Raw genomic sequence first — 14997 nt, forward strand, 5'->3', positions numbered from 1 at the left:
CGGTCGTGCGCATCGTCGGCGGTGAATTTCGTGGGCGCGCATTGGCCGCGCCCAAATCCAACGACATCCGGCCGACGACCGACCGGACGCGCGAAAGCCTGTTCAATATCCTGAGCCATACCTATCCCGAGGCGCTGGATGACACGCGCGTCATCGACCTGTTTGCCGGCACCGGCGCGGTGGGGCTCGAGGCCCTGTCACGTGGTTGCCGTCAGGCACTGTTCGTGGAGCAGGGCGTCGAAGGCAGGGGGCTGTTGCGCACCAATATAGAAACCTTCGGCCTGCAGGGACGCGCGAAAGTCTTTCGCCGCGATGCCTGCGATCTCGGCTTTGTCGGAACCACCGAACCGTTCCATTTGCTTTTCGCAGATCCGCCCTATGGCAAGGGGCTGGGCGAGAAAGCTTTGGCTTCCGCTGCCGCCGGGAGCTGGCTGGTGCCTGGCGCGCTTGCCATTCTTGAGGAGCGCACCGACGTGCAGCCGGGGCTCCAGGACGGTTTCCGTTTTCTGGAAGATCGCCAGTTCGGTGATACGCGCATGCACTTCTATCGTTACGGCTCTTGAAGCAGCGGCGAGGGGCGGGATGGATCAGCAGTCAAAAAGCGAACACGCCCCTTCATCTCCCAGCATCGCGCTTGCCCTTGGCGGCGGCGGTGCCCGGGGCATCGCCCATATCCACGTCATCGAAGTGCTGGATGAACTCGGGCTGAGGCCAAAAATGATTGCGGGCTCCTCCATCGGCGCCATCATGGGCGCTGCCATGGCGGCCGGCATGCGCGGCACCGACATCCGCAGCCATACCTTGACGGCGATCAGCCGCCGCGGCGAGCTGATGAACAGGCTCTGGCGGCTGCGGCCTGCCAGCTTTGTCGAGGCTGTAAAGGGTGGCTTGGGACTCGGTCGCTTCAACCTCGAACGCGTACTCGATGCCTTTCTTCCGGATGCCATTCCGCGCGATTTCGCCGATCTCGCCATTCCGCTGAAAATCATGGCGACGGACTATTACGGCCAGAGCGAACATGTCTGCGCACGTGGCGACTTGCGGCAGGCGATCGCTGCATCCGCCGCCATTCCGGCTCTCTTTCGCCCGGTGAAGATCGATGGCCGTGTGATGATCGATGGCGGCGTCTATAATCCCGTGCCCTTCGATCACCTGCATGGCAAGGCCGATATAGTCATCGGCGTCGATGTCGTCGGCGGCCCGGAGGGGGATGGCAAGACGCTGCCCAGCCGGATCGACAGTCTGTTCGGCTCCGGTCAGCTGATGATGCAGTCGATCATCGCCATGAAGCTCAGGGCGCATCCGCCTGATATCTTCCTGCGTCCGGAGGTCAATCGTTTCCGGGTCCTGGATTTTCTGCGGGCGGAAGAGGTTCTGACTGCGACGGCCGGCGTGCGGGATGATCTCAAGCGTGCGCTGGAAGCCGCAATCGAGGCTCGTCTTAAGAGCCGGTAGAAATGGCTTGCTCTCTTCCCTCACGGGGAGAAGAGAGATCGTGGCCAAACCGCTACTCCGTCTTGCCCAACGACTGTGCCAGTGCCCTTGCCTGCTCGGGCAAAATCCTGTCGTCATCGTCATTGGCGGGTGTGACGGTTTCCCGTTTCGGCTTGATCAGAGGTTCGGGTTTGACGGGTTCGTGATGCAGCATGTCGCGGCCGGCCGAAAGTCCCTGGGTGGCCTGTACGGCAAGCCGCGCCTCGTCGCGGCGGCGGATGTCGTCGGTGATCGCCTGGGCCATATCGCCGCCGACACCAAGTCCCTCCAGCGTCTCCCGCCCGAAGACAAGACCGGATTCGAAGGTTTCGCGCAGCTCGTAATCGACATTTCGAGCCCGCAGCGACAGCGTGTGAACCCGGTCGTAGGAGCGGACGTAAAGTTTCGCATTGGGATATTCGGCCTGCAGGAGATCGACGATCCTGTCTGTTGTTTCCGTGTTGTGGGTGCAGATCGCAACGATCTTTGCCTTCTCGATGCCGGCCGCCCTCAAGACGTCGAGCCGGGTGCCATCGCCGAAATAGATGCGAAAGCCGAAGCCCGCCGCCTGACGTACGCGGGCGGCGGAATGGTCGATGATCGTCACCTCGCGGCCGCCGGCAAGCAGGATCTGCGAGGCGATCTGACCGAAGCGTGAGAAACCGATCATCAGCACGTCCGCACCTGCGCCGGCAAAATCCTCTTCCAGTTCCTCCGTCGCTTCCTCCTGTTCAACCACGAGGAAACGGGTGAGCGCGGACACGGCTGGCGTCAGCGCCATTGAAACAGTGACGATGACGGTCAGCAGCGACGAGGTGTCGGTGGAAAAGACGCCGGCAAATGCTGCCGCCGAAAACAGGACGAAACCGAACTCGCCCCCTTGCGGCAGAAGCAGGCCGATACGGATTGCATCATTGTGGCTGGAGCCGGTCAGCCGGCAAAGCGCGTAGATCACCGACGCCTTGATCAGCACCAGCAACGGTACCGCAATCAGGATCAGCCAGTAGTGATCGTAGATCACGTCGATCCTCAGCGAGAGACCGACCGCCATGAAAAAGAGCGCGAGCAGGATGCCGCGGAAAGGCTCGATGTCAGCCTCCAGCTCGTGGCGATAGGACGATTCTGCCAGAAGCACGCCGGCAAGGAACGAGCCCATGGCCATGGAAAGCCCGGCGAGCTGCATCATGGACGCGGCGCCGAGCACGATGAGCAGGGCGGCCGCGATCATCACCTCGCGCGCGCCCGTGCGGGCAAGCACCTGGAAAATCGGATTGAGCAGGTAACGACCGGCGATCACCATGGCCAGGATCGCCCCGATGGCGACGCCGAAATCCTCAAGCGGCGGTGTCGTGTCTTCCGGTGCCTGCAGCGCCAAAAGCGGAATGAGCGCCAGCAGTGGCACGATTGCCAGATCCTGCAGCAGCAGCACAGAGAAGGCCCGTTGCCCATAGCGTGTGTTGGTATCGTTCTTCTCGTCGAGGATCTGCAGCGCGAAGGCCGTTGATGACAGCGCAAGGCCGAAGCCGGTGATGACGCTGCCGGACCAGTCCAGAAGCCCGAACCAGAAGATGATAGGCGTCAGGATCGCGCCGGTAAGGATCACCTGGGCGGTGCCGAGCCCGAAAATATCCTTGCGCATCTGCCACAGGCGCGAGGGATTGAGCTCCAGCCCGATGACGAACAGAAGAAAGACGACACCCAGTTCGGCAAAGCCGAGGATCTGCTCGCCATCGCTGATCTGATGCAGCAGCGGGCCGATGATCACGCCGGCTGCGAGATAGCCGAGCACGGTTCCAAGCCCCAGTTTCCTGAAAATCGGTGCGGCAAAAACAGCGCCGCCGAGCAGCAGCAGGGCCTGGGAGGTAAGCGCGGGCGTCGTCGTCATGCCTGTTTTCTCTCTCGATCGGTCCAGCTGGCCGCTTCGTTTCGTCATCGATTGTCGGGTAGCAGCCCTCTACGGCGGGTTCTCCGGGGCGCATCACACAAGAATCATCGAATGCCCTTGATGCTGAGGCCACTGCACAATAAATGGGACAGGAATGAAAGGCTAAATCATGTCCGATGTTATCGATTCCGACGTTCTCCTGAAGCGGGCGTCCGAGCTTGTCGAGCTCGCGAAAAAGGCAGGGGCGGATGAGGCCGATGCCGTTGTCGTCCGGGGGCGTTCCCGCTCCGTGTCCGTCCGGCTCGGCAAGGTCGAGGCAACGGAATCCTCGGAGAGCGATGATTTTTCCCTTCGCGTCTTTGTCGGGCGCCGCGTCGCCAGCGTTTCGGCCAATCCCGGTTTCGACCTTAAGGTGCTGGCCGAGCGTGCCGTCGCCATGGCCAAGGCTTCGCCGGAAGATCCCTTTGCCAGCATGGCGGATGACGAGCGCCTTGCGAAATCCTATCCCGATCTCGAACTTTTCGACCCGACCGACGTCTCGACCGAGGCATTGACCGAGGCTGCCCTTGCTGCGGAAGCCGCAGCTCTCGCCGTTGCGGGCGTCACCAATTCCAGCGGAGCCGGCGCATCCTCCGGCATGGGTGGCATGGTTCTCGTCACCTCGCGCGGCTTTTCCGGTGCCTATATGGGAACGCGCTTCGGCCGCTCCGTCAGCGCCATTGCTGGTGAAGGCACCAGGATGGAACGCGACTATGATTTCGACAGCCGTCTCTATTTCGCCGACCTGAAATCCGCTGATGACATTGGCCGCACTGCGGGCGAGCGGGCCGTGGCCAGAATTTCTCCCCGCCAGATGCCGACCCAGCAGAACCTCACCGTGGTCTTCGATCCGCGCATGGCGCGTGGTTTCGTCGGGCATATCGCCGGCGCAATCAACGGTGCCTCGGTTGCGCGCAAGACAAGCTTCCTGCGCGACAAGATGGGCGAGCCGGTGATGAAGGCAGGTCTCACGATTACCGATGATCCGCTGATCGTTCGTGGTTCCTCGTCGCGCCCCTTCGACGGCGAAGGCATTACGGGCCAAAAGCTTTCGATGATCGAGGATGGGGTGCTGAAGCACTGGTTCCTGTCGACCTCGACGGCGCGGGAACTGGGGTTGGAAACCAACGGACGCGGCGTGCGCGGTGGCCCGGCAGTCAATCCCGGTTCCACCAACTTTGCGCTCGAGCCTGGAGATATCTCGCCCGAGGATTTGATCCGCTCCGTCGGCACCGGCTTCTATGTCACCGAGCTGATCGGCCAGGGCGTCAACATGCTGACCGGGGAATACAGCCGTGGCGCGTCCGGCTTCTGGATCGAGAATGGCGAGATCACATTCCCGGTCTCGGAGGTGACGATCGCCTCCAATCTCAAGCAGATGTTCATGGCGGTAACGCCGGCAAACGATATCGACCGCAAGTTCGGCGTTGCGGCGCCGACCCTTGCCATCGAGGGCATGACGCTCGCTGGAACGTAAGCGGTCAGGCGGCGGGGTTCTCACGTCGCCTCAACTGGAAAGACAAGCGCATGAACGCCGTCCACCCGTCGCCGGAACAATGGCTGAGGGACCTAGATCTGATCGTGACCGCCGCCAAGGCTGCGGGGGAAAAGGCGCTCACCTATTTCCGGCAGAATCCCGACGTTCAGTGGAAGAACGGCGGTCGTTCACCGGTGAGTGAGGCGGATTTCGCCGCCAACGACATCCTCAAGGAAAAGCTGCTTGCCGCACGGCCGAACTACGGCTGGCTTTCGGAGGAAACCGATGACGACGAGGCGCGCCTTGGCTGCGAGACCGTGTTCGTGGTTGACCCAATCGACGGCACGCGGGCCTTCATTGCCGGCAAGAATGTCTGGTGTGTCAGCGTTGCCGTGGTCCACGGCGGACGGCCAGTGGCAGGTGTGCTCTATGCACCGGCGCTCGACGAGCTTTTCGAAGCGTCGCTGACGTCGGTTGCCCGCAAGAACGGCATGGTCATCACCGCTTCGCCCGGCCACGAAGGTGTGATCCGCCGTATCGCGCTTGCGGAGGATGTCATCCCGGTTCTGGAAAGCGGTTACCGCACCGGCATTTCCCGCGTCCCGCATGTGCCCTCGCTTGCCTATCGGATCGCGATGATCGCGGACGGCACGATCGACGGTACCGTCGTCAAGAAAAACTCCCATGACTGGGATATTGCCGCCGCAGACCTGATCCTACGGAGGGCAGGCGGCTCGCTTTGCGACCTGCAAGGCCAGACGATCGTCTATAACAGGCCTGATGTGACGCACGGGGTCATGTGCGCTGCCGAAAATGCCGCCCTTTCGGCGTTGATTGCGGCTGCTCAGGGTCTGGAGAGCCATTGACCTTTCGGCTTGAATGCCGCAAACCACCCCCCAAAAAATACGTGTAAAAGAACGGACGACAAAGATGGCTCAGGATAGCAATAAGAAGCAGTTGCTTCATCTCGTATTCGGCGGTGAGTTGACCTCGTTGACCGGCCTGCACTTTCGCGATCTCGAAAAGCTCGACATCGTCGGTATCTATCCCAACTATGAGACGGCCCTGACCGCCTGGAAATCCAAGGCGCAGCAGACTGTCGATAACGCCCATATGCGTTACTTCATCGTTCACATGCACAAGCTTCTGGATCCGGAACAGGCCTGATGGGCTTGAGGCGCGGGTTGATGGCATTGCCGGCCAATTGTGTTCGCCAGCTGCCGGTTGGCGGATGCTTGTCGCGTAAGACGGTGGCTGTTCAATGAGCGGTTTGCTCGCGAAAGTCGCTCTGTCGGGCTATCGCTGGCTTGGCACCGCGATGTACCCGTTCGTCTGGTCCTATCTTGCTCTGCGTGCTGCAAAGGGCAAGGAAGATCCGAAGCGCCGGCAGGAGCGCTATGGCTATGCCAGCGCCCCGCGTCCGCAGGGGCCGCTCGTCTGGTTTCATGCTGCAAGCGTTGGTGAAACCAATGCCGTGATCCCGTTGATCAAGGAAGTCTCGCGCAGAGGCGTCTCGATCATCCTGACGACCGGCACGACGACATCGGCTCGCGTGGCCGTTGAACGTCTCGATCCAGGCATCATCCATCAATACGTGCCGCTGGATTTCAAGCCCGCCGTCAGCCGTTTCCTCGATTACTGGGAACCGGATCTCGCAATCATCGCGGAGTCGGAGATCTGGCCGATGACGATCATGGAGCTGGGGGAGCGCCACATCCCGCAGGTGCTCGTCAACGGCCGGCTTTCGGACCGCACCTTTGCCCGTTGGAAGAAGCGGCTGTGGCTGGCCGATGCCCTGTTCGAAAACCTTGCCCTGGTCATAGCCCAGTCCGATCTCGACGCGGATCGGTTTCGCACGCTTGGCGCCCTGCCTGTCATGGTTTCCGGCAATCTCAAGGTTGATACCGATGCCCCGCCCCATGATGCCGAAGCGCTGCGGCGCTATCAGGCGCAGATCGGCGGGCGCAAGACCTGGGCAGCGATCTCGACGTTCGAGGGCGAGGAAGCTGCCGCCGGCATCGTCCACCGTGCTCTCAAGGAACGCACCGGCCTCCTGACGATCATCGTTCCGCGCCATCCCGAGCGCAGCGATCAGATCGAGGCGATGCTGGTTTCCAAGGGGCTGACGGTTGCCCGCCGCACCCGCAACGATCCGTTGACGGCCGATACCGACATCTTCCTTGGCGATACGATCGGCGAGATGGGCCTCTATCTTCGCCTGACAGAAGTTGCCTTCGTCGGCCGGTCGCTGTTTGCGGAAGGCGGCCAGAACCCGCTGGAGCCTGCCATGCTCGGCTGCGCCATCCTGTCCGGTGGCAATGTCCAGAATTTCCGTGACACCTACCAGATGCTCGCCAAGAACGGCAGCGCCAAGATCATCCGGGATGTCGAGATGCTGGCCAAGGGGGTCAACTATCTGCTCGTCAACGACGAGATGCGTCGCAAGATGATCGATGCCGGGCTGGAAACCGTGCATGAAATGCGCGGCGCACTTTCGGCAACGGTGCGCGGGCTTGAGCCCTATATCAATCCGCTGACGGTTAAGGCCCGGCTTCAGCCGCGCAGGGATGCCTGAAGCCTATTTTCGGCTGGTACAGATGACGACCGACAAGGTGATTTCGGGCATTCTCTTCGACAAGGACGGGACACTGCTCGACTATGTCCGTAGCTGGGTCCCTGTGAACTACGAGGTTGCGCGCATCGCCGCCAATGGCGATGAAGAGCTTTCCAGGACGCTGCTGCGCGCCTGCGGTATGGACCCCGAAACCGGCCACGTGCTGCCCGATAGCCTGCTTGCTGCCGGCAATACGGTGGAGATCGCAACCGGCATGGTCGCCGCCGGCGCCCCCTATACGGTCGAAGGCCTGACCATCAAGCTTGATGGTCTGTTTGCCAATTCAGCCGATTATGCCGTGCCGGTCACCGATCTCGGAGCCTTTTTCGCCGACCTTCATGCAAAGGGCTACCGATTGGGCGTTGCCTCCAGCGACAACGAGAGGTCTATCCGGGAAACGGCCAAGCGCTTCGGCTTTGAAAACTATCTGCACTATGTCGCCGGTTACGACAGCGGTTTCGGCACCAAGCCGCAGCCGGGAATGGTCTTCGGTTTCTGCGCCGCGACCGGCCTTGCACCGCATCAGGTCGCCGTTGTCGGAGACAACAACCACGACCTGCATATGGGACGCAGCGCCGGTGCCGGCATGACGGTCGCGGTGTTGACCGGAACCGGTTCGCCGGCCTCCCTGGCCGAGGCCTCGGATTACTGCCTCAATGATATCACGGAGCTTGAAAGCGTTTTGCGGTAAGCTCCGTATCACCTACCGAAACAACTGCATCAGCAGCGACGGCGAATTATTGGCGATGTTGAGAGCCTGCACGGCCAGCTGCACCTGCGCCTGCACTGCCTTCAGCTTCATCGATGCGGTGTTCATGTCGGCATCGACGAGGCGGCCTACACCCTTGGTGATCGTGTCGGAAAGGGTGCGGTTGAAGTCCGTCTGGATCTCGATGCGCATGCTGAGCGAGCCGATCGTCGCGGCCCGGTCCGTCAGCTTCTGTTCGATCTCGTCATATCGGCTGATGAGCAGGTCGGTCGCATAGCCGACAAGGTCATCCGGCACTTCGCCCATGTGCGCGGCACTGAACGTGTCGTCCGTGTGGCCGGCATGGTTGAAGGACACGGCGGTGTGACCGTTGAACGCCGGCAGCCATGCTGTCGTCTTTGAAGGATCCGCGTTGGTAACGCCGCCGCTGAGACCATTGACATCCGGTACATCCGCAAGTCCGTCCATCAGCGTCAGGCCACCATTCTCGTTCTTGTAGTTGGCCTGGCCGAAGACGTTGAGGTTCATATAGTCGTAGACGTTAATCAGGCCGATCTTGCCCTTGGTGTAGTTCGACACGATCCCGCCAAAGACAAGATTGGTATCCGGCGGACCCATCTCGATATAGTTCAGCGTCACGCCATTGGCATCGACATAGGACTTCTCGGTGTAGTTCAGCTTTCCTGGTGCAAGCAGGTTACGGCCATTGAAGGAGGCGGATTCGGTCACCGACAGAAACTGCTTCTGCAGTTCGTAGACCTCGGCGCTGACCTTGTAGCGGTCGACACTCTGGTCTTTCATCAACACCAGCTTGTCCTTGATCTCGGAAGTGATGTCGACCACGTTTTCCATGGCCTGATAGCCGACATCGACGAGGGCTGCGCCGAGCTCCAGCGCATCGATGACCGTTGATGTCGCCTTGTTGGTGTTGCGCATGTCGGTGGCGATCGACCAGTAGGCGGCGTTGTCCGCCGCCTCCGAGATACGCAACCCGGTCGTGACCATATCCTGCTGCTTTGCAGCAGTGGTGTCGTTGTGGCGCAGGATCGCCAGTGCGGCCGTTGCCGCGGCGTTGAAACTCATGTCAGTCATTACAAAGTCCGCTACAAAAAAACAAAAACGGAGGTTACCAAGTGTGGTTAATCGAATGTCGCCGACAGTGGTTAAAACTCGGTATAATTGTATTGCTTGACGTGGGTCGAAACTGTTGTTTGACGGGTTGCTAATGGGCCTATCAAGGTCGCCCCAAACCCTTGCATTCTGAGGCGATATGGCCTTTTGTGTCGCTCAGAGGCCCCTGGGCTCAGCTTTACTTAGTTGATTTTTTTTCAGGCCTGACGCAATTTTTTTATGCTAGTCGGGCAAGTCTGTCGAAAAAATAGGTCCGACGGACGGGATGCTTATTCATGAGGGAAGGGACTGATCGCCGATGGTTTCTGAAGCACCACCGTTCTGGTGGACCAAGGCGGATTGGCGTGCGTATGCTCTTTCTCCGGTTGCATGGATCTACGGGCGTATTGCCGGGATGCGCATGGATCGCGCGCGGCGGGCAGCCATGCCGGTGCCGGTCATCTGCGTTGGAAACTTTACTGTTGGCGGTGCGGGCAAGACACCGACTGCGATTGCGCTTGCCCGCGCGGCCAAAGCCAGGGGGCTGAAGCCGGGGTTCCTGTCGCGCGGCTATGGCGGCACGCTCGATGTCACCACCGTTGTTGAACCCGCTCATCACCGCGCGCGGGATGTTGGCGACGAGCCGCTGCTTCTGGCGCGCGAGGCGCTGACGGTGATCTGCCGCAGGCGGGTCGAAGGCGCCCGGCGGCTGGTCGCCGAAGGTGCTGATCTCATTATCATGGACGATGGCTTCCAGAGTGCCCGGCTGCACTTTGACTATTCGCTGCTGGTCATCGATAGCCGCCGTGGTATCGGCAATGGCCATCTCGTCCCCGCAGGTCCGGTGAGAGCACCGCTGGGCCAGCAGTTGCGTCACGCATCAGCGTTGTTGAAGATCGGTGACGGTGACCGTGCCGATGCTCTGATCCGCAGCGCAGCCCGGGCAGGAAAGGCGATCTACGAGGCGAATGTTGTGCCGATTGGCCATCCGGCAGCGGACGGCAGGCCGGTGCTTGCCTGGGCGGGCATTGCCGATCCGGAAAAGTTCTTCCGCACCGTGCGCGAAACCGGCGCGGAAATCGGCGAGACCCGCAGTTTCCCCGATCACCATCATTTCTCGGAGGACGAGATTGCCGATCTTATCGATCACGCCGAAGGCAGGGGCTATCGGCTGGTCACTACGGCAAAGGACAAGGTGCGGCTCGGGCAGGAGCACGGCCGAGCCGGCGAACTTGCCGAAAAGACAGCGGTGATCGAGGTCGAAATTCGTTTCGACGATCCCACGTCTCCGGCCAAGATCATTGATGCTGCGGTCAGGGCGGCACGCACGCGGCTGCTGCGCAAGGGATAGGCCAGGGCGGCAGCCCTGCCTGCTTGCAAAAATCAGTTCAGCTCTTCTGGCCGGGAAGGGCGCCCGCGCGCTTTTCGGCATCGAAGGCGGCTTGGGCATCAATATAGGGTTCCTGGCGGGCAACGCTCCAGTAGCGAAGTTCATCGACGGGGATGGCCTTGCCCGTCATCGCGCAGGTGACGAACGAGCCCGGCAGTACGATCTGGAAATCACCATCGAGATAGCGGATCTTCGCTTCCCTGCTGCCGTTTCCTTCCGACCGGTTCATCATCCGTCGCCCTCGCATCCTGTTGACCTGACGTCAGCGGCCACGCGGCCGGGTGCCGGGGCGTCTGCTTCCTGTGCGTCTGCTGTAGCGCGGCCGAACGAGGATTTCCAGCGCATTTACGTGTTTCAGCTGCGTCCGAACAGACGTTCGATGTCGCTGAGCTTGAGCTCGATATAGGTCGGCCGGCCGTGATTGCACTGGCCGGAGCCGGGCGTTTGCTCCATCTGCCGCAGAAGCGCATTCATCTCTTCGGGCCGCATCCTTCGGCCGGACCGCACCGAGCCGTGGCAGGCCATGGTGGCGGCGAGATAATCGAGGCGGCTTGCAAGCCCCGAGGCCGTATCCCATTCGGCAAGCTCGTCCGCCAGCTGGCGCACAAGGCTAACGGCATCCACCTCTCCCAGCATCGCCGGGGTCTCGCGAACGGCGATGGCGCCGGGGCCGAAGCGTTCGATGCCAAGCCCCAACCGGAAAAACTCCTCCGCATGGCCCATCAGGCGATCGCAATCGTCTTCCGGCAGGTCGATGATCTCCGGAATGAGCAAAGCCTGCGCGGGTATCGGTCTGGCGTTCAGGCCTTTCCGCAGGGCCTCGAACACCAATCGCTCATGGGCCGCATGCTGATCGACGATCACAAGCCCATCGGCGGTCTGCGCAACGATGTAGTTCTCGTGAATCTGTGCCCGCGCCGCGCCCAGAGGGTGGGTCTGCTCGACGGCAGCTTCGCTTTGGGTGGGAGCCGGTTCGAAGACCTGCATACGCGCCGACGGTGCGGCCATTTCCTGAAAGCCGGCCTGCGGTGCCTCGGCGAAGGCGAAGGCGGCAGACCCTTCGAAATTGGCGGGACGATAGGGAGAGGTGTTGGCGTTCCAGTTGGTGGCTGGCCGCGGTTGCTCGGGGCGGAAGGCGCGCATGAGGCCACTCGCACCCGTCGTCGAGGCCCGGTCGCCATTTTCGGCCAGTCCCTGGCGGATGGCGCCGATGATCAGGCCGCGCACCAGCCCGGGATCGCGAAACCGCACGTCGGACTTTGCCGGGTGCACATTGACATCGACCAATTCAGGATCGATCGTCAGGGAGAGGACCGCAACCGGATAACGGCCCTGCGGAATGGTTTCGGCATAGGCGGCGCGCAGGGCCGACCAGATCAGCTTGTCCTGTACGGGCCGGCCATTGACGAAAGCATATTGCTGCAGGGAATTGCCGCGATTGAAGGTCGGCACACCGGCGAAACCTGACAGGTGCACGTCTTCGCGCTCGGCATCGATCTCTATCGAATTGTCGCGAAAATCGCGGCCCAGCACCTGCGCGATGCGTGCCAGCCGGTCGCTCCCCGTGGCTGCGAATTCGAGCGTTGTGCGGTCCGATCCTGACAGGACGAAGCGAACCTGCGGAAAGGCAATCGCCATGCGGCGAACAACGTCCGAAATGGCGGAAACTTCCGCCCGCTCCGACTTCATGAATTTCAGCCGTACGGGTGTTGCAAAGAAAAGATCGCGCACCTCGACGACGGTGCCGGTATTGGCAGCGGCCGGCTTGACGGGCTCGACCTTGCCGCCGGTGATGGCGATTTGCGCGCCCCGGTCGGCGCCGGCCTGCCGGCTGGAGATCGTGAGTTTGGCGACCGACCCGATCGAGGGCAAGGCTTCACCGCGAAAGCCGAGCGTGCGGATATCGCTCAAGCCCGTATCGAGTTTCGAGGTGCAATGGCGCCGGACGGCGAGTTCCAGATCACCGGCACTCATGCCGCTGCCGTTGTCGCTCACGCGCAGCAGCGTCTTGCCGCCGCCTGCAGTGGCGATCTCGATTCGCGTCGCACCGGCGTCGAGCGCGTTCTCTATCAGCTCCTTGGCGGCACTGGCGGGACGCTCGATGACTTCGCCGGCGGCGATCTGGTTGATGAGAGTTTCGGAAAGCTGTTTGATCGGCATGGCCCATTGTCGGGGATTCTGTGCCGTGTGGAAAGGGCCGCGATGCGAACATCCCCACGAGATCTGATGGACCCCGCAAGACGTGCATTCCCGAAACGGCGGAGAGGTCTTTAATCAGGCCTTAATATAAAGCTGCGATTTTTGCCGAAGAACCTGAATGAGCACGGGTTTTGTCCTTTGGAAACCATCGCGTCGCTGGCCGCGCTGGAGTTGAGTTCCCTCGGCGATGCCTGTGAGGCGTCTTCGTCAGCATGTCCCCGAAAAGAAGCCGTCAAGGTGAAATGAGGACTATGCAATGACTGATGTGGCGTCGTCCGGCGCAGACATCCATGGAGTGACGCTCGAGGCGACTTTGGACGCTCTTGGCCTGGCCATTCTGGTCTGTGACAAGAACGACGAGTTCGTCTTCGCGAGCCGTCCGATCTTGCAGCTCTTTGCCATTGCTCCCGAATTCATCGCACCCGGCACGCGACTGCGCGATTTCCTGGGCGCCGTTTTCGATGTCGGCTTGAGGGGCGGAACCTCTCCGGAAAAGAGCCGTCGGCGCGTCAACCGCGACGATTGGATCGCAGAGCGGATTTCCCATCATTGGCGCGAACGATACGAAACGGTGCAGCGGCTGGGCCAGCAGCGCTGGGTCAGCGTGCGCATGCGCCGGCTGCCGACCGGCATGGGCGTCGTGTCCTTCACCGACATTTCCGAGCAGAAGAAGCGCGAAGAGCAGCTCCAGATCGACATGGACCGTGTTGGCGTTACCGAAAACATCCTCGACGATCTGCCCAATCCGATTTTCGTCAAGGACCGCGGCTTGACCTATGTCGGCGTCAACAAGGCGTTCTGCACCATACACGGCATCCTGCCCGAAGCCATTCTTGGTCGTTCCGCCTGGGACCTGGTCGATCCGGAACTTGCAGAGAAATTCGAGATATCCGATCGGCATGTGCTGGAAACCGGCGAGATGTTCTCGCTCGCCGAGCAGATCGTGCGCAATGACGGCGAAGACATCTGGGTCCTGACGCGCAAGTTCCGCATCGGGGAGGCCGGCAAGCATATGCTGGTCACATGCATGAGCGATGTGACCGATCTGGTGGCGGGCCGCGAGATCGACATCAACGAACCCTTGCGCATCAAGGACTTTGACGCCTTCGAACCGGCGCAGAATTGCTACGACCCGTTCCGCTCCATCGATGTCCAGCATCTGAGGGAAGCGGTCTCCATCATTGAGCCGGCTTTGCCGGTGACCCGGCGTGCGCTCGTCATGAGCCATGCCGAGGTATTCGAGCAATCGCTTGTGCCGCAGCTGCGGAAATGGGGCTTCGATGCCTGCGCAGTCACGAGCCTTGATGAGCTGATGGCCTTTGGCGAGATTGCCTCAGCGTCCTCCGTGGCCATCGACATTCTCCTCGTCGATGCCGCCAGCACCGAAATACGCGCGATCCTTTCCGCCTGGAATGCATCGCCCTTCCTGCTTGTCGGACGCGACTGGAGAACTGCCGAACTCCATGCGGACATCACAGCGCTTCTCGCAAACGTAGAGGCGCCGCAGGTCGAAGCCCATGGCTTGCCGGCCGATTGGGATATCATCGTGTCCGAACCGGGCGAGCAGGCAATCCACGTCGCCGAGGTCGATGTCATCGTCGCCGAAGACAACGAGATCAACCAATTCGTCTTCGCCCAGATTCTCGAAGGACTCGGCATCAGCTACCGCATCGCCGCAAACGGCGAGGAGGCCGTGCGGCTGTGGCAGCAGCATCGGCCGAACCTTGTGCTGATGGATGTCGCGATGCCTGTCATGAATGGTTTCGACGCAGCGCTTGCCATTCGCGCGGCTGAGGGTGGAGGCTCCACCAGGACGCCGATCATCGCCGTCACGACACCTGCGATCGATCTCGATGTCGAGCGAAGCCGTGCTGCCGGCATGGATGATCATATCACCAAGCCGATCAGCCCGGACATGATCGAGGCGGTCTACCGGAAATACGTCGCAAGCCAGAGCAAGCAGGAGCAGTTGACCGCCTGAGCCGGACTGTCTGCCCCTGCGGTTGGCGCAAAGGGGGATCGTCTGTCAACCCATTAAGCTTAGGGATGCTCATGCTGGAACTGGGGTATCGTTTGCTTCCTAAATCTTAACCCTCGGTGG

General features: G+C 61.3%; 13 protein-coding genes. 9 read left to right on the plus strand and 4 right to left on the minus strand.

Annotated features, from left to right (window positions below):
• Positions 1–5: 5 nt before the first annotated feature.
• Together rsmD and QO002_RS07215 are read left to right on the plus strand one after the other, a co-directional pair.
• Entirely contained in the window at positions 6–563 is a 558-nt protein-coding gene (gene rsmD / locus QO002_RS07210) for a 16S rRNA (guanine(966)-N(2))-methyltransferase RsmD (RefSeq protein ID WP_307228118.1), read from the plus strand.
• Positions 564–582: 19 nt separating this feature from the next.
• Positions 583–1455, plus strand: coding sequence for a patatin-like phospholipase family protein (locus QO002_RS07215; protein WP_307228120.1), 873 nt, complete (start codon positions 583–585; stop codon positions 1453–1455).
• A 52-nt stretch (positions 1456–1507) separates the two neighbouring features.
• Here QO002_RS07215 and QO002_RS07220 read toward each other — a convergent pair whose 3' ends face one another.
• The gene (locus tag QO002_RS07220) at positions 1508–3358 is read right to left on the minus strand and encodes a monovalent cation:proton antiporter-2 (CPA2) family protein (protein WP_307228122.1); all 1851 of its coding nucleotides are present in this window, start codon (positions 3356–3358) and stop codon (positions 1508–1510) included.
• Between the two features lie 169 nt (positions 3359–3527).
• On the opposite strand from QO002_RS07220, the gene QO002_RS07225 reads away from it, so the two are divergent.
• The 5 genes from QO002_RS07225 to QO002_RS07245 all read left to right on the plus strand — a co-directional run bounded on the left by QO002_RS07225 (position 3528) and on the right by QO002_RS07245 (position 8179).
• Positions 3528–4874: a TldD/PmbA family protein gene (locus QO002_RS07225; protein WP_307228124.1), complete on the plus strand. Its 1347-nt coding sequence runs from the start codon at positions 3528–3530 to the stop codon at positions 4872–4874.
• A gap of 50 nt (positions 4875–4924) precedes the next feature.
• Positions 4925–5740 (plus strand): 3'(2'),5'-bisphosphate nucleotidase CysQ, encoded by an 816-nt coding sequence (locus tag QO002_RS07230; protein ID WP_307228126.1) that lies wholly within the window; start codon positions 4925–4927, stop codon positions 5738–5740.
• A 64-nt stretch (positions 5741–5804) separates the two neighbouring features.
• Positions 5805–6041: a DUF4170 domain-containing protein gene (locus QO002_RS07235; RefSeq protein ID WP_307228128.1), complete on the plus strand. Its 237-nt coding sequence runs from the start codon at positions 5805–5807 to the stop codon at positions 6039–6041.
• 94 nt (positions 6042–6135) lie between these two features.
• Positions 6136–7449 carry a lipid IV(A) 3-deoxy-D-manno-octulosonic acid transferase gene (gene waaA / locus QO002_RS07240; RefSeq protein ID WP_307228130.1) on the plus strand — a complete coding sequence of 438 codons (1314 nt, stop codon included), beginning with the start codon at positions 6136–6138 and terminating at the stop codon, positions 7447–7449.
• 22 nt (positions 7450–7471) lie between these two features.
• The gene (locus tag QO002_RS07245) at positions 7472–8179 is read left to right on the plus strand and encodes an HAD family hydrolase (RefSeq protein ID WP_307228132.1); all 708 of its coding nucleotides are present in this window, start codon (positions 7472–7474) and stop codon (positions 8177–8179) included.
• Between the two features lie 12 nt (positions 8180–8191).
• Here the strand turns inward: QO002_RS07245 and QO002_RS07250 are convergent, their stop codons facing one another.
• Complete coding sequence (locus QO002_RS07250; protein WP_307228134.1) at positions 8192–9289, minus strand: flagellin N-terminal helical domain-containing protein; 1098 nt, start codon at positions 9287–9289, stop codon at positions 8192–8194.
• A gap of 337 nt (positions 9290–9626) precedes the next feature.
• Between QO002_RS07250 and lpxK the strand changes: the two genes are divergently transcribed.
• Positions 9627–10658, plus strand: a complete 1032-nt coding sequence (lpxK, locus tag QO002_RS07255) for a tetraacyldisaccharide 4'-kinase (RefSeq protein WP_307228136.1) — start codon at positions 9627–9629, stop codon at positions 10656–10658.
• 37 nt (positions 10659–10695) lie between these two features.
• Here the strand turns inward: lpxK and QO002_RS07260 are convergent, their stop codons facing one another.
• Positions 10696–10926, minus strand: a complete 231-nt coding sequence (locus tag QO002_RS07260; RefSeq protein ID WP_307233214.1) for a DUF2093 domain-containing protein — start codon at positions 10924–10926, stop codon at positions 10696–10698.
• Positions 10927–11051: 125 nt separating this feature from the next.
• The gene (gene mutL / locus QO002_RS07265; protein WP_307228138.1) at positions 11052–12857 is read right to left on the minus strand and encodes a DNA mismatch repair endonuclease MutL; all 1806 of its coding nucleotides are present in this window, start codon (positions 12855–12857) and stop codon (positions 11052–11054) included.
• 295 nt (positions 12858–13152) lie between these two features.
• On the opposite strand from mutL, the gene QO002_RS07270 reads away from it, so the two are divergent.
• Positions 13153–14877, plus strand: coding sequence for a response regulator (locus QO002_RS07270; RefSeq protein WP_307228140.1), 1725 nt, complete (start codon positions 13153–13155; stop codon positions 14875–14877).
• Positions 14878–14997 lie beyond the last annotated feature (120 nt).

Source organism: Pararhizobium capsulatum DSM 1112 (assembly GCF_030814475.1).
Classification (GTDB): domain Bacteria; phylum Pseudomonadota; class Alphaproteobacteria; order Rhizobiales; family Rhizobiaceae; genus Pararhizobium; species Pararhizobium capsulatum.

What these genes read in the sequence shown, in the direction of transcription:
- QO002_RS07230 (WP_307228126.1), top strand. Translation starts at nt 4,925, where the DNA reads ATGAACGCCGTCCACCCGTCGCCGGAACAATGGCTGAGGGACCTAGAT.
- QO002_RS07215 (WP_307228120.1), top strand. Translation starts at nt 583, where the DNA reads ATGGATCAGCAGTCAAAAAGCGAACACGCCCCTTCATCTCCCAGCATC.
- QO002_RS07260 (WP_307233214.1), bottom strand. Translation starts at nt 10,926, where the DNA reads ATGAACCGGTCGGAAGGAAACGGCAGCAGGGAAGCGAAGATCCGCTAT.
- QO002_RS07270 (WP_307228140.1), top strand. Translation starts at nt 13,153, where the DNA reads ATGACTGATGTGGCGTCGTCCGGCGCAGACATCCATGGAGTGACGCTC.
- QO002_RS07245 (WP_307228132.1), top strand. Translation starts at nt 7,472, where the DNA reads ATGACGACCGACAAGGTGATTTCGGGCATTCTCTTCGACAAGGACGGG.
- lpxK (WP_307228136.1), top strand. Translation starts at nt 9,627, where the DNA reads ATGGTTTCTGAAGCACCACCGTTCTGGTGGACCAAGGCGGATTGGCGT.
- mutL (WP_307228138.1), bottom strand. Translation starts at nt 12,857, where the DNA reads ATGCCGATCAAACAGCTTTCCGAAACTCTCATCAACCAGATCGCCGCC.
- QO002_RS07235 (WP_307228128.1), top strand. Translation starts at nt 5,805, where the DNA reads ATGGCTCAGGATAGCAATAAGAAGCAGTTGCTTCATCTCGTATTCGGC.
- QO002_RS07250 (WP_307228134.1), bottom strand. Translation starts at nt 9,289, where the DNA reads ATGACTGACATGAGTTTCAACGCCGCGGCAACGGCCGCACTGGCGATC.
- QO002_RS07220 (WP_307228122.1), bottom strand. Translation starts at nt 3,358, where the DNA reads ATGACGACGACGCCCGCGCTTACCTCCCAGGCCCTGCTGCTGCTCGGC.
- QO002_RS07225 (WP_307228124.1), top strand. Translation starts at nt 3,528, where the DNA reads ATGTCCGATGTTATCGATTCCGACGTTCTCCTGAAGCGGGCGTCCGAG.
- waaA (WP_307228130.1), top strand. Translation starts at nt 6,136, where the DNA reads ATGAGCGGTTTGCTCGCGAAAGTCGCTCTGTCGGGCTATCGCTGGCTT.